The 13,638-nt window shown below is 61.3% G+C and carries 9 protein-coding genes and 6 tRNA genes; 12 read left to right on the plus strand and 3 right to left on the minus strand.

The window, feature by feature from the left end; genetic code table 11:
- Positions 1 to 1,237: 1,237 nt before the first annotated feature.
- Positions 1,238 to 2,788 (minus strand): MDR family MFS transporter, encoded by a 1,551-nt coding sequence (locus tag IF103_RS07245; protein ID WP_023379427.1) that lies wholly within the window; start codon positions 2,786 to 2,788, stop codon positions 1,238 to 1,240.
- Positions 2,778 to 3,833 (minus strand): HlyD family secretion protein, encoded by a 1,056-nt coding sequence (locus IF103_RS07250; RefSeq protein ID WP_023379428.1) that lies wholly within the window; start codon positions 3,831 to 3,833, stop codon positions 2,778 to 2,780. The genes IF103_RS07245 and IF103_RS07250 overlap by 11 nt, the downstream gene beginning before the upstream one ends.
- Before the next feature lie 143 nt (positions 3,834 to 3,976).
- Here IF103_RS07250 and gltX point away from each other — a divergent pair, with 143 nt between their 5' ends.
- The 12 genes from gltX (at position 3,977) to IF103_RS07310 (ending at position 10,264) form a co-directional block, all read left to right on the plus strand.
- Entirely contained in the window at positions 3,977 to 5,458 is a 1,482-nt protein-coding gene (gltX, locus tag IF103_RS07255) for a glutamate--tRNA ligase (protein ID WP_023379429.1), read from the plus strand.
- Between the two features lie 341 nt (positions 5,459 to 5,799).
- Positions 5,800 to 5,875, plus strand: a tRNA-Ala gene (locus tag IF103_RS07260).
- A 72-nt stretch (positions 5,876 to 5,947) separates the two neighbouring features.
- A tRNA-Glu gene (locus IF103_RS07265) sits at positions 5,948 to 6,023 on the plus strand.
- A gap of 53 nt (positions 6,024 to 6,076) precedes the next feature.
- A tRNA-Ala gene (locus IF103_RS07270) sits at positions 6,077 to 6,152 on the plus strand.
- A gap of 41 nt (positions 6,153 to 6,193) precedes the next feature.
- Positions 6,194 to 6,269: transfer RNA gene (locus IF103_RS07275), tRNA-Glu, on the plus strand.
- 66 nt (positions 6,270 to 6,335) lie between these two features.
- Positions 6,336 to 6,411, plus strand: a tRNA-Ala gene (locus IF103_RS07280).
- Positions 6,412 to 6,453: 42 nt separating this feature from the next.
- Positions 6,454 to 6,529 (plus strand) — tRNA-Glu (locus IF103_RS07285).
- Between the two features lie 168 nt (positions 6,530 to 6,697).
- Positions 6,698 to 7,237, plus strand: a complete 540-nt coding sequence (locus tag IF103_RS07290; RefSeq protein ID WP_202675987.1) for a TetR/AcrR family transcriptional regulator — start codon at positions 6,698 to 6,700, stop codon at positions 7,235 to 7,237.
- Positions 7,238 to 7,261: 24 nt separating this feature from the next.
- Positions 7,262 to 8,095: an alpha/beta hydrolase gene (locus IF103_RS07295; protein ID WP_023379431.1), complete on the plus strand. Its 834-nt coding sequence runs from the start codon at positions 7,262 to 7,264 to the stop codon at positions 8,093 to 8,095.
- Positions 8,096 to 8,198: 103 nt separating this feature from the next.
- Positions 8,199 to 8,633 (plus strand): acyl-CoA thioesterase, encoded by a 435-nt coding sequence (locus tag IF103_RS07300; protein ID WP_023379432.1) that lies wholly within the window; start codon positions 8,199 to 8,201, stop codon positions 8,631 to 8,633.
- Positions 8,634 to 8,684: 51 nt separating this feature from the next.
- Positions 8,685 to 9,656, plus strand: coding sequence for a tRNA dihydrouridine synthase (locus tag IF103_RS07305; RefSeq protein WP_023379433.1), 972 nt, complete (start codon positions 8,685 to 8,687; stop codon positions 9,654 to 9,656).
- Positions 9,657 to 9,820: 164 nt separating this feature from the next.
- Entirely contained in the window at positions 9,821 to 10,264 is a 444-nt protein-coding gene (locus IF103_RS07310) for an Hsp20 family protein (protein WP_023379434.1), read from the plus strand.
- A gap of 51 nt (positions 10,265 to 10,315) precedes the next feature.
- Here the strand turns inward: IF103_RS07310 and IF103_RS07315 are convergent, their stop codons facing one another.
- Positions 10,316 to 13,612, minus strand: a complete 3,297-nt coding sequence (locus tag IF103_RS07315; protein WP_104882027.1) for a PAS domain S-box protein — start codon at positions 13,610 to 13,612, stop codon at positions 10,316 to 10,318.
- Between the last annotated feature and the right edge of the window lie 26 nt (positions 13,613 to 13,638).

The following is a 13,638-nucleotide window of genomic DNA, read 5'->3' on the forward strand; positions in this document are numbered from 1 at the left end:
GAGGGAACCCCGAAGCGAAGCGTAGGGGCCGGATGATAGGAGCCAGCGGTTTTTGCCTACTTTTGCCCAAGAGCAAAAGTAGGTCGCCGTAAAGGCGAAAAGGTGAATGAGCGCCTCCATGGCGAATGGATATTCACGCTATCTGAATGCCGCCCTTAAATCTGTGCTTTGAAGTTTGAAGTTTGAAGTTTGAAATTTTGGTTTCTGGATACGTGAGCATATCCATTTGCCAAGGTGACGCTCAATCACCTTTCCGCTCTTACAGCGGGTCACTTTTTGGCAGACGCCCCAAAAAGTAACCAAAAAAGTCTGGCTCCTATCATCCGGCCCCTGCGCTGCGCTCCGGGGTTCCCTCGCTCCGGGCTTGCTCCGGGAGGACCGCGCTGAACGGCCCCTCCTGGGCCGCAGCGCTTGACGGGCATCCATGCCCGTCACCTCCCTGCGCAAGCCCTGCGCTCGGCCTCCTGAAGTCGCATTAGGTGGCGCCTGAACTACCGCGCGCTAGAAGCAAGAGCAAAGCGAAGCAAAAGAAAGTCCGCCTCGAATTTATAGTTTTAATGTTGAATGTGCGGCTGGTTTAGCTGTTGTTGTTCGGATTTGGTATTTCATGCTCCGCTTTTGCTTTTAATGCGCGATATCCCAGACGCTGCAAATTGCGACGTCAGTAGGCCGAGCGTAGGGCTTGCGGAGGGAGGTGACGGGCATGGATGCCCGTCAAGCGCTGCGGCCCAGGATGGGCCGTTCAGCGCGGTCCTCCCGGGAGCAAGCCCGTAGCGAGGGAACCCCGAAGCGCAGCGTAGGGGCCGGATGATAGGAGCCAGCGGTTTTTGCCTACTTTTGCCCAAGAGCAAAAGTAGGTCGCCGTAAAGGCGAAAAGGTGAATGAGCGCCTCCATGGCGAATGGATATTCACGCGATTTGAATGCCAGCGCCAAGTATTCGCTTTGAAGTTTGAAGTTTGAGGTTTTGGTATTTAGATTTATGAGCATATCCATTTGCCAAGGCGACGCTCAATCACCTTTCCGCTCTTACAGCGGGTCACTTTTTGGCAGACGCCCCAAAAAGTAACCAAAAAAGTCTGGCTCCTATCATCCGGCCCCTACGCTGCGCTCCGGGGTTCCCTCACTCCGGCCTCCTGACGTCGCGATTCGTGGTGTCTGGACTATCGCGCACTAGGGGCAAGAGCAAAAGCAAAAGCAAAAAAGGGTTTGCGGCACTTGAATTTGTGAAAACCAATCTTAGTGCGCCTCACCTGCCTTCAACCCCGCCGGCAACTTCTTAGTCAACAATACCGCCACCATGCTCACCGCCAACCCAATCCCGACAAAATGAAACGCATCGTTATAAGCCATGATCAACGCCTGCTGATGGGTAATCTCACTTAACTTGCCAAGCGCAGCGCTATCGCTCCCCAGCCTCTCGGCCAAAAGCGAAAGACGCTCCGCCACCTGCGGGTTGCTCGGCACCAGCGCCTCACGCAGATAATCGAAATACACCTTGCTCCGCGCATCCAGCAAGGTCGCCAGCAAGGCGATACCAATCGCCCCCCCAAGGTTACGCAGAATATTGAACAGGCTCGAAGCCGACCCCGCATCCTGCGGTAGGATGTAAGCCGTCGCGATCAGCGAAATGGTGACCATGATCATCGGCTGTCCAAGCGCCCGAATAACCTGGATCTGATTGAACTGCGGCCCGGCAAAATCCGGATTGAGCACCCCAGAACCAAAGCTGGCGATGCCGAACAGACAGAACCCCAAGGCACACAGTACTTTGGGCGAAACCACCTTCATCAATTGCGGCACCAACGGAATCAGAAACAACTGCGGAATACCCATCCACATGATCACCTCGCCGATCTGCAAGGCGTTGTAGCCCTGGATCTGCGCCAGGTACAGCGGCAACAGATAGATCGAACCATACAGCCCAACCCCCATCCCCAGACTGGCAATGCTCGACAAGCCAAAATTGCGATTACCCAGAATTCGCAGGTTGATCAGCGGGTGGGGCTTGGAGAACTGCAAGATCACGAATGCGATCAGGCTGATCAAGGCAGTGGTGCCCAGTCCGACGATCAGGCTCGACTCCAGCCAGTCCTTGCGGTGGCCTTCCTCCAGGAATACCTGCAGGCAGCCCAGGCCCAGCCCCAAGGTGACGATACCGGCATAGTCGGTGCTTTTGAGCAGCTCCCAGTGCGCCTCCTTCTTCTCCAGGCCATACAGCAAGCCGGCAATCATCAACAGGCCCGGCGGAATGTTGATGTAGAAGATGTATTCCCAGCCCCAGTTTTCCGTCAGCCAGCCGCCCAAGGTGGGGCCGATGGACGGGGCGAAGGTGGCGGTCATGGCGAACATCGCCATGCCCTTGGCACGGTGGTGTTCAGGCAGCTTGATCAGCGTCAGGGTGAAGGCCAGGGGAATCAACGCCCCCCCGGTGAACCCCTGCAATGCGCGAAACACGATCATGCTCTCCAGGTTCCAGGCCATCGAGCAGAGCAGCGACGACAACAGGAACCCCGTCGATACCCAGACCGCCAGGCGTCGTGCTGAGAGCAACTGCACCAACCAGGCCGTGAGCGGAATCATGATGATCTCGGCCACGAGGTAGGAGGTGGAAATCCATGAACCTTCTTCCAGCGTCGCCGACAGCGCGCCTTGGATATCCTTGAGCGAGGAGTTGGTGATCTGGATATCCAGCACCGCCATGAACGCGCCTAGCATTACGCTCATCACGGCAATCCAGTCGCGTCGGGTCGGCTCCGCCGTCGGTCTCAGCAGCGTGTCACCGGCCATCGCGGGAGCCATGCTCGGGGCGAAGGTCCACGGTTGCCGTCACCGACATACCGGGGCGAATGCGGCCGTGAAGCGGATTGTCGGGGGCAAAGGTCAGCTTCACCGGAATACGCTGCACCACCTTGGTGAAGTTGCCGGTGGCATTGTCCGGCGGCAACAGGCTGAACTGCGCGCCAGAGGCCGCGAACAGGCTATTGACCCGACCCTCGATCGGGGTGTCCGGGTAACTGTCGAACAGCAACTCCACACGTTGGCCCGGCTGCATGCGGCCAATCTGGGTTTCCTTGAAGTTGGCCTGTACCCAGATATCTTCGTCCGGCACGATGGACAGCAGGTAAGCACCCGCTTGCACTACTTGGCCGTTGCGCGCATTGCGCTGACCGATGGTGCCGCTGATCGGCGCGCGGATCTCACAGCGGGTCAGGTTGAGTTCAGCCTGTGCCAGTTCGGCACGGGCGTTGGCGATCTGTGCATCGAGACGCTTGAGCTCAGCGGTCAAGGCGTTTACCTGCTGGCGCTGGCTTTGCAGGTCGGCACGGGCCTTGTCGACTTGAGAACTGGCCACGTGCTTTTCCGCCGACAGCGTCGTGACGCGCTCCTCGGAGACGAACCCAGGTTTGCGCAGCGCCTCGGCGCGGTTCAAGTCCAGGCGCGAACGGTCGAGGGTAGCCTGGTTCGCGGCAACCTGTGCCTGGCCGGCCGCAATCAGGCTGGCTTGCTGGGTCAGGCGACTTTCCGCCTGCGCGCGCTCGGCCTCGCGCGTGGCCAGGGCCGCGTGAGCACGCTCCACGGCCAGCTGGAAGTCGGCGGCCTCCAGGCGTACCAGCAGTTCTCCTTGGCTCACGTGCTGGTTGTCCGCAACCCGCACGTCGTCGATGCGTGCGCCCAACTGGCTGGAGATACGGGTGATCTCGCCTTGAACATAGGCATTGTCGGTACTTTCGAAGAAGCGACCCTTGAAGTACCAGTGAGCCAGGAAGGCGAGGGCGATGAGCGCGACAAGGGTGAGAAAGACCAGCAGGCGGCGTTTGAGTTGGGCGGGCATGAGCACTATCGTTCCAGAAATGTAAACAAATTTAACAGCGACAAACGGCGCAATCACAAGTGACGATCGCGCCATAGCTGGAGCCGAGTGCCCGCTCCCTGCTAACATCCCGCCTTTGTTTCATCTTTCGTTCGAGACTCTCCATGACCACCGTTCGCACGCGTATCGCGCCATCGCCCACTGGCGACCCCCATGTCGGCACCGCCTACATCGCCCTGTTCAACTACTGCTTCGCCAAGCAGCACGGCGGTGAGTTCATCCTGCGTATCGAAGACACCGACCAACTGCGCTCTACCCGCGAGTCGGAGCAGCAGATCTTCGACGCCTTGCGCTGGCTCGGCATCGAATGGAACGAAGGTCCGGACGTGGGGGGGCCACACGGCCCATACCGGCAGAGCGAGCGGGGCGATATCTACGCCAAGTACGCCAAGCAGCTGGTCGACGCTGGCCACGCCTTCTACTGCTTCTGCACTGCCGAAGAGCTCGAGCAGATGCGTGCCGAGCAGATGGCCCGCGGCGAGACCCCGCGCTACGACGGCCGTGCTCTGAAGATGAGCGCCGAGGAAGTCCAGCGCCGCCTGGCGGCGGGCGAGCCGCATGTTATCCGTATGAAGGTGCCGAGCGAAGGCATCTGCGTGGTTCCGGACATGCTGCGTGGCGACGTCGAGATTCCATGGGACCGCATGGACATGCAGGTGCTGATGAAGAACGACGGCCTGCCGACCTACTTCCTGGCCAACGTGGTCGATGACCACCTGATGGGCATCACCCACGTGCTGCGTGGCGAGGAGTGGCTGCCTTCTGCGCCGAAGCTGATCAAGCTTTACGAGTATTTCGGTTGGGAACAGCCCAAGCTGTGCTACATGCCGCTGCTGCGCAACCCCGACAAGAGCAAGCTGTCCAAGCGCAAGAACCCAACCTCGGTGACGTTCTACGAGCGCATGGGCTTCTTGCCTGAAGCGATGCTCAATTACCTGGGGCGCATGGGCTGGTCGATGCCGGACGAGCGTGAGAAGTTCTCGCTGGCCGAGATGGTCGAGCATTTCGACTTGTCGCGTATCTCGCTGGGTGGCCCGATCTTCGACATCGAGAAGCTGTCCTGGCTCAACGGCCAGTGGCTGCGTGAGCTGCCGGTGGAAGAGTTTGCCGCTCGTGTGCAGAAATGGGCATTCAACAGCGACTACATGATGAAGATCGCCCCGCACGTACAAGGCCGGGTTGAAACCTTCAGCCAGATCGCGCCGCTGGGTGGCTTCTTCTTCGAAGGCGCGCTCAAACTCGATGCCAAGCTGTTCGAAAGCAAAAAGCTGTCCACCGACCAGGTTCGCCAGGTGATGCAATTGATCCTGTGGAAGCTCGAAAGCCTGCGTCAGTGGGAAAAAGACCGCATCACCGCCTGCATCCAGGCCGTGGTCGAGGCGCTGGAGCTCAAGTTGCGTGATGCCATGCCACTGATGTTCGCCGCCATCACCGGTCAGGCCAGTTCGGTATCGGTGCTCGACGCCATGGAAATCCTCGGTCCAGACCTGACCCGCTATCGCCTGCGCCAAGCGCTCGACCTGCTGGGCGGGGTGTCGAAGAAAGAAAACAAAGAGTGGGAAAAGTTGCTGGCCAACATCGCCTGACCCTGATCGACAGCTGCAGCGCACGCTGTGGGAGCGGCCTTGTGCCGCGAACGGGCCGCCCTGCGGTCCCAGGGTTTTAGTTGCAACGCAAAATCGCAGGGGTCGCACGCGGCCCTTTCGCGACATAAAGCCCCCCACAGCCTGCCGCGGAAGAGGCGAGGCAACCCGTAGCACTGGGGCAGGGCGGTAAGTGATTGTTATCTCGAAAAAAACTTTTGAATTTTTTCAAAAATTTGTTTGACAGCTCTGCAATCCGATCTTAATATGCGCCCCGTCCACAGCGATGAACTAAAACGAAGCGCCAGGCACCCAGCCGGTGATTCAGTTCAGCGCGACATTGTGGGGCTATAGCTCAGCTGGGAGAGCGCCTGCATGGCATGCAGGAGGTCAGCGGTTCGATCCCGCTTAGCTCCACCAAATTCCGCTTAACGGTGAATGCCGATAAGCAAGACTGGGTCCAGCAACCGGGTCTTGAAGGTAAGAAGGTTCGTCCCCTTCGTCTAGTGGCCTAGGACACCGCCCTTTCACGGCGGTAACAGGGGTTCGAGTCCCCTAGGGGACGCCAGTTTCACACAAGCGATGTTTCAGGATGTCGCTGGGCCGAGAGGCTAGAAATCCGGGGCTATAGCTCAGCTGGGAGAGCGCCTGCATGGCATGCAGGAGGTCAGCGGTTCGATCCCGCTTAGCTCCACCAATTTGCCGCGGTTCGTGAAAACGGATCGGCACGAAGGTTACGTCCCCTTCGTCTAGTGGCCTAGGACACCGCCCTTTCACGGCGGTAACAGGGGTTCGAGTCCCCTAGGGGACGCCACTTTTTCCCGCGTTTTGCGGGGCTTAAAGAGGCTCATTCTTAATGTTGGATGAGCCTTTTGTTTTCGGGGCTATAGCTCAGCTGGGAGAGCGCCTGCATGGCATGCAGGAGGTCAGCGGTTCGATCCCGCTTAGCTCCACCAATTCTGCCAGGGTTCGCTAAAGCGAATCTTCGCGAAGGTTACGTCCCCTTCGTCTAGTGGCCTAGGACACCGCCCTTTCACGGCGGTAACAGGGGTTCGAGTCCCCTAGGGGACGCCATTTTTACCCGCGTTTTGCGGGACTTCAAAGGCTCATTCGATTATTGAATGGGCCTTTTGTTTTTTCTTCCCTCCGCCAATGTGCTCGCCCCGTGCCGGGAGTCGTGTTTTTTCGCTTGCCAAAAAATATTATGAGCATAATATGATGCCTATCATATTCGAGGTGCCCATGAGCGATAAAAAGAGCAAGACCCGCGAACGTATCCTGGAAGCCGCCCGCACGGCATTGATCCAGCATGGGCCGGCCGAGCCCAGTGTCAGCCAGGTAATGGGTGCTGCCGGGCTGACGGTGGGGGGCTTCTATGCCCACTTCGACAGCAAGGACGAGCTCATGCTGGAGGCGTTCCGCCAGTTGTTGAACGAGCGTCGCGCGCTGCTTGCCCAGGTCGATCCGAGCCTGGATGGAGCGGGGCGGCGGGCGCTTGCGGCGGCGTTCTACCTGTCGCGCAAGCACCGCGACGCCGAGGTTCAGGCATGCCCGTTGCCCAACTCGCTGGGGGAGATGCAACGGCTGCCCGAGGCCTTTCGCGACGTGTTGGCCGAGCACATCGAGTTGATGACCGCGCAAATGGTCGACAGCCCCGAAGACATCGACAAGGCCCTGGCCGACCTTGCCTTGATGGTGGGCGGCCTGGCCCTGGCTCGGGCATTGGGCACCGATGTGCTATCCGACCGCATCCTGCGCGCCGCCAAGTCGGCGGTGATCTGAACCCCCTACACCTGGAGCAAGGCGATGACTACCCTGAGCTGGATTCGTGGCGTCAATGGCACCCTGGGTCATCTGGCCCCCGAACACATCGCCGGCAAGATGCGCCGCGCCTTCATGACCCCGCGCAACCTGCCGCCCAAACCGTGGGAGTTGCCCTTGCTGGCCAAGGCCGAGCGCATCACCCTGCGTTTCGGTTTGTCGGCGTTGCGCTGGGGCAAGGGGCCGACCGTGTTGCTGATGCACGGTTGGGAGGGGCGGCCGACCCAGTTTGCCGCACTCATCGAAACCTTGGTGCAGGCCGGGCATACCGTGGTATCGCTGGAAGGGCCGGCTCATGGGCGTTCGCCCGGCCAGCAGGCCCATGTGGTGTTGTTCGCGCGCGCATTGCTTGAAGCCGCTGCCGAACTACCCCCTTTGCGCGCGGTGATCGGCCATTCCATGGGCGGAGCCAGTGTGCTGCTGGCATTGCAGATGGGGTTGCGGGCCGAGGCGGCGGTCAGCATCGCCGCACCTGCGCAGTTGCTGGGTGTGTTGCGTGGCTTCGCCCGGCGTCTTGGCCTGCCGGCACGGGCCAGGGCCGCTTTCATTCGCCAAGTCGAGCGGGATGTGGGGATGCAGATTGCCCGCTTGGACGTCAGCGCCTACCAGCTGGAACTGCCAGGGTTGGTGGTGCACGCCGCCGATGATGCGCTGGTGTCCGCCGATGAGGCGCAGATCATTCACAAAGCCTGGTTCGACAGCCGCCTGATGCTGCTAGAGGAAGGAGGGCACCAGCGGGTGCTGGCCGATCCGCGGCTGAGTGAAGCAGTGCTCGAATTGCTGGCCGGCGCCGGCACTCCCGCGCGGCAAAGCGCCTGAGCTTCCGTTACACTGCCCGCTCATCGACCGGCCCTGCTGTCGGGGCCGGCTTGCCGGCGATATGGCCGGTACAGGCAACCCATTCTTTATCAAGGAAAAGGGCATGAGCTGGGACCTGGCAACACCATTCATCATCGACCTGCGCGTCGGCACCGAGGACATCGACGGTCTCGGCCATGCCAATAACGCGGTTTACGTCACCTGGCTGGAGCGCTGCGCCTGGCGCCACTCCCAGCGCCTGGGGTTGGATTTGGCCGAATACCGGCGTCTTGACCGGGCCATGGCGGTCGTTCGGCATGAAATCGACTACCTCGCTGCCGCCTATGAAGACGATGAGCTGCAACTGGCGACCTGGATCATCGACTGGGATCAACGTCTGCGCATGACCCGTCGCTTTCAGCTCAAGCGCCCGCGGGATGGCGTCACCCTGCTCCGCGCCCAGACCACCTTCGCCTGCATCGAGCTGTCCAGCGGCAAGCCCAAGCGCATGCCGGCGGAGTTTCTCGACGGCTACGGCCCGGCGCTGATCGGTGCCTGACCCGGCGGCGTTTTTTGCTAGACTGCGGCCTTTTCCCGCCGAGACCCAGAAATGCAAATTGCCCTGGCCCCCATGGAGGGGCTGGTCGACAACATCCTGCGCGACGTCCTGACCCGAGTGGGCGGCATCGATTGGTGCGTCACCGAGTTCATTCGCGTCTGCGACCGCTTGTTGCCGGCCTCGTCCTTCGACAAGCTGGCCCCGGAGCTGCGCAGCGGCGCTCGCACCGCGGCCGGGGTGCCGATGCGTGTGCAATTGCTGGGGTCCGACCCGGTATGCCTGGCCGAAAACGCTGCGCTGGCCTGCCAGTTGGGGGCGCCAGTGATCGACCTGAACTTCGGTTGCCCGGCCAAGACGGTCAACAAGTCGCGGGGCGGTGCCGTGCTGCTCAAGGAGCCGGAACTGCTCCATGCCATCGTCCGTGAGGTAAGGCGCGCGGTGCCTGCGCACATTCCGGTAACCTCCAAGATGCGTCTGGGTTTCGATAGCCCTGATGGCGCGCTGGAGTGTGCCACGGCCTTGGCCGAAGGTGGTTCGGCGCATCTGGTGGTCCATGCCCGAACCAAGGTCGAGGGCTACAAGCCGCCGGCCCATTGGGAATGGGTGGCCAGGGTGCAGGATGTGGTCGAGGTGCCGGTGTTCGCCAATGGCGAGATCTGGACCGTGGACGATTGGCGACGATGCCGCGAGGTCAGCGGCGCCGAAGACATCATGCTGGGTCGTGGCCTGGTCTCGCGTCCGGACCTGGCGTTGCAGATCGCCGCAGCGCGCGATGGCCGCGAGCTCCAGCCGATGTCCTGGGAGGCGCTGTTGCCGTTGCTGCGCGAATTCTGGCGTCAAGCCCAGGCCAAGTTGTCGCCGCGCTACGCGCCAGGGCGCATGAAGCAATGGTTGGCGATGCTGACCCGTAGTTACCCGGAGGCGGTGGTGTTGTTCGCCGAGTTGCGGCGCGAGGATGATTGCCAGCGGATCAGCCGGTTGCTCGGGGTCGAGGTGCCCGCGTTCGAGGAATGCGTGGCTTGATGCGTCCCTGTCGCCGGCTTGCCGGCGATACTGTTTTCAGCCCCCCTAAAATTTTTTTTGCCTACCCCTTGAAAGCCTTTTCCCCGGACATATTTCTTGAGTACGCGATGCCGAAGTCGGGTCGCGCAATGACTTACTTGCTGAAATCTCAGGAGTTTATGACCATGACTAGCGCTTTCTCTCTTGCACCACTGTTCCGCCATTCCGTTGGTTTCGACCGTTTCAACGACCTGTTCGAATCTGCGGCGCGTAACGAGGCGGGTAGCAGCTACCCTCCCTACAACGTAGAAAAACATGGCGATGACCACTATCGTATCGTGGTTGCAGCGGCCGGTTTCCAGGAGCAGGACCTCGACCTGCAAGTCGAAAAAGGCGTCCTGACCGTCACCGGTGGCAAACGCGAAAACACCGCAGCGGAAGTGACCTACTTGCACCAGGGCATTGCCCAGCGCGCCTTCAAGCTGTCGTTCCGCCTGGCTGACCATATCGAAGTCAAGTCCGCGGGTCTGGCCAACGGCCTGCTCAGCATCGACCTGTTGCGCATCGTGCCGGAAGAAGCCAAGGCCAAGCGCATTCCGATCAATGGCGACACGCCAGCGCTGAACTGAGTGCTGCATACACTCAAGAAAGGGCACCCGTAGCGGTGCCCTTTTTTTGTCTCAGTAATTGGCAGGCGCCTCGAGCAGCAGCTGACGAAACTCAGGCAAGGGCAGCGGCCGGCTGTGCAGGTAGCCTTGATACAGGTGGCACCCCAGCAATTCGAGAAACTCCAGTTGCTCGGTCAGTTCCACGCCTTCGGCGATTACCGCCAGGTCGAGGCTGCGGGCCATGGCCACGATCGCGCGGACGATTTCGGCATCGTTGGGGTCGTCCGGCGCATCGCGCACGAAGGTCTGGTCGATCTTCAGTGCATCCACCGGCAGGCGCTTGAGGTAGGTCAGCGACGAATAGCCCGTTCCGAAATCATCCATGGCAAAGCTCACGCCATAACGCTTCAGCTCGCGCATCTTGCTGATGGTATCTTCAAGGTTTTGGATGACGATGCCTTCGGTGATCTCCAGCTTGAGCATATGTCGCGGCAGGCGGTAATCGTCCAGGCTGCGTAGCACGCGTTCGACGAAGTCGTTCTGGCGAAACTGCCGGGGGCTGATGTTCACGCAGAGGCTGAAGTCGTCGGGGGCGACCAGGCCATCTTCGAGCATGCGTGCACAGGCATCGCAGGCTTCGTCGAGAATCCAGCTGCCAACTTCAAGAATCAGGCCGCTTTCTTCAAGCACCTGGATAAATTGCGTTGGTGCCTGCTGGCCCAGTTGCGGGTGGTGCCAGCGCAGAAGCACCTCGGCCCCGACGATCCGGTTGTCGCGGGCATCGACCTGGGGTTGGAAGTGCAGGGCGAGTTCGCCACGCGCCAGGGCCAGGCGCAGGTCGTTTTCCATCCGCAACCGCTCGCTGGCGGCTTTCTGCATGGTCGTGTGGAACAGCTGCGTCGTGTTGCGCCCGGAGTCCTTGGCGCGGTACAGGGCAATGTCGGCGCGCTTGAGCAGGTCGGCTGGGGTCGCGCCATGGTCGGGAATCAGCGCTACGCCAATGCTCGGCGTGACCTGCAGCCGTTGGCCGTCCAGCGACATGGGCTCGGCCAGCAGCTCGCGCAGGGTGTCGGCCAATTCACGGACCTTGTGCTCGACCACCTCACGGCTGCCCTCCAGTCCGCTGAGCAGCACCACGAACTCATCGCCTCCCAGGCGCGCCACGGTGTCTTCCAGGCGCACGCTGGCCTCCAGGCGCGCCGTGATGATCTTCAGCACGGTGTCGCCCACCGGGTGGCCGAGGGAGTCATTGATGTGCTTGAAGTGGTCCAGGTCCAGGAACAGCAGTGCCCCGCGCAGGTTGTGGCGCTTGAGCAGGGCGATCTGCTGACTCAGACGGTCCATCAGCAGGGCGCGGTTGGGCAGGTTGGTCAACGGGTCGTGGTAAGCCAGGTGCCGAATCTGCGCCTGGGCATTCTTCAACTGGCTCACGTCGCGCGCGGTCAGCAGCAGGCATTCGACTTCGTTCAGGCTGATCGGCTCGACCGACACTTCCACCGTCAGGATATCACCGCGTTTGTTGCGCCCAAGCATCTCCCGGTGGTGGACCCGGCCACGCTCGCGGAGTTCGCCGAGCAAGGCGCTGCGCTGCTTGTCGTCGGCCCAGATCCCCAGTTCGTGAACGCTGCGGCCAATCACTTCGGCGGCGCTGTAGCCGGTCAATCGGCAGAAGCCGTCGTTCACCTCCAGGTAACGACCGCTATGGCGTTCGGTGATGGTGATGGCATCCGGGCTGGAGTGGAACGCCTTGGCGAACTTCTCTTCACTGGACTTGAGCGCGGCCTCGGCCCGTTGCTGCTGGGTGATGTCGCGCAGCGTCGTGACGCTGCAGGGCTGCCCATCGACGGTGATCAGGCAACTGGAAATCACGCATGTCAGCGCTGAGCCGTTACGGTGGTTGACCACCACGGCCACATTGTTCAGCGCCCGTTCACGGATGACCCTTTCGATGCGCTGGGCGCGCTCGGAGGTCTCGGCCCACAGGCCGATCTGCTCGGCCGTGCGGCCGATCACCTGGTCGGCGTCCCAGCCAAAGGTCTGGGAAAAGGCCCGGTTGACCTCGATGAACTGGCCGGTGTCCTGGCGGGTGACGCAGATCGGGTCCGGGCTTACCTGGAACAGGCTGGCGAATTTTTCTTCCGAAGCGCTCAGGCGCTGTTCGCGTTCGACCTGGTCGGTGATGTCCAACAAGGTACCGGCCATGCGAAACGGGTTGCCCTGTTCGTCGCGATACAGCCGGGCGCGGCTCTCGATGTAGCGTGAGGCGCCGTTTTCCAGCTGTACCCGATAGGTGATCTGGTAGTTGCCCGCCGGACCTTCGCGCAGACTGCGGTAAGCCTGGCGCATGCTGTTGCGTTCCTGCTCCGGTACGCCTTCGAAGAAGGAGTCGAACGATTCGTGGAAGGGGACAGGGTCCAGGCCGTGTAATTGCGCGGCGCGGGCCGAGCCGTAGAGCATGCCGCTGGGAATGTGCCAGTCCCAGGTGCCCAGTTGAGCCGAGTCCAGGGCCAGGTCAAGGCGCTCCTGGCTGTCCTTGAGGGCCTGCTCGGCACGTTTGCGTTCAGTGGTGTCGACGAAGGTGCTGATCAGGTAGGTGACGCCTTCCAGCTCGATGCCCTGGGTGCACAGGATGCCGTCGTGGATCTTGCCGCTGCTGGCGCGAAACTGCACTTCCAAGGTCAACGGGCCGCCATTGGCACGGGTGGCCTCCAGTACCTGGTGGCGTTGCTCTGGGTTTACCCAAAGGCCCAGCTCGAAACTGGTCTTGCCGATCACCTGGCTACCGGGCCAGCCGAACATGTCTTCGAAGTGCTGGTTGACCTCGAAGATCATGCCGTCATGGCGTCGGGTCAGCAAAATTGCGTTGGGGCTGAGGTGGAACAGGGTGGCAAAGCGCTTTTCCGAGTTGATCAGCGCTGTTTCACGGTCGCGCTGGCGCGTGATCTCGCGGATCACCCCGATCATCTGCGGGCGGCCATGGCGGTCGCGGGTCAGGCTGCCATTGATTTCCAGCCAGTGCAGGCTGCCGTCTGGCCAGCGGATGCGGTGGCGCATGGCCTGCTCCACCGGCTCGCCGTTGACCACCGCCTGGAAGGCCTGGCGGGTGCGGGCGCGATCCTCTTCTGGCAGTAGGTCGAGGTAGTCGATGTCGATGGGCAGCGGGCGTTGTGGGTCGAAACCGAACAGCGCCTGGGTTCCGCGCGACCAGCTGACCCTGCCGCTTTCGATATCCCACAGCCAGGCCCCCAGGTGGGCGCCGTTGAGCGCGGCAAGCAGTTGCGGAGCATTTTGCCAGGCCTGTTCCGACTCCTGAGGGTCGGCCGCCGAAATGCGCGGCAGGCGCGGAAAGCGGTTTGCTGATTTGGGCATCGGTACCAGACCTTTGGCGTGTGACG

This window comes from Pseudomonas sp. SK2 (assembly GCF_016772395.1).
Lineage (GTDB): Bacteria > Pseudomonadota > Gammaproteobacteria > Pseudomonadales > Pseudomonadaceae > Aquipseudomonas > Aquipseudomonas taiwanensis.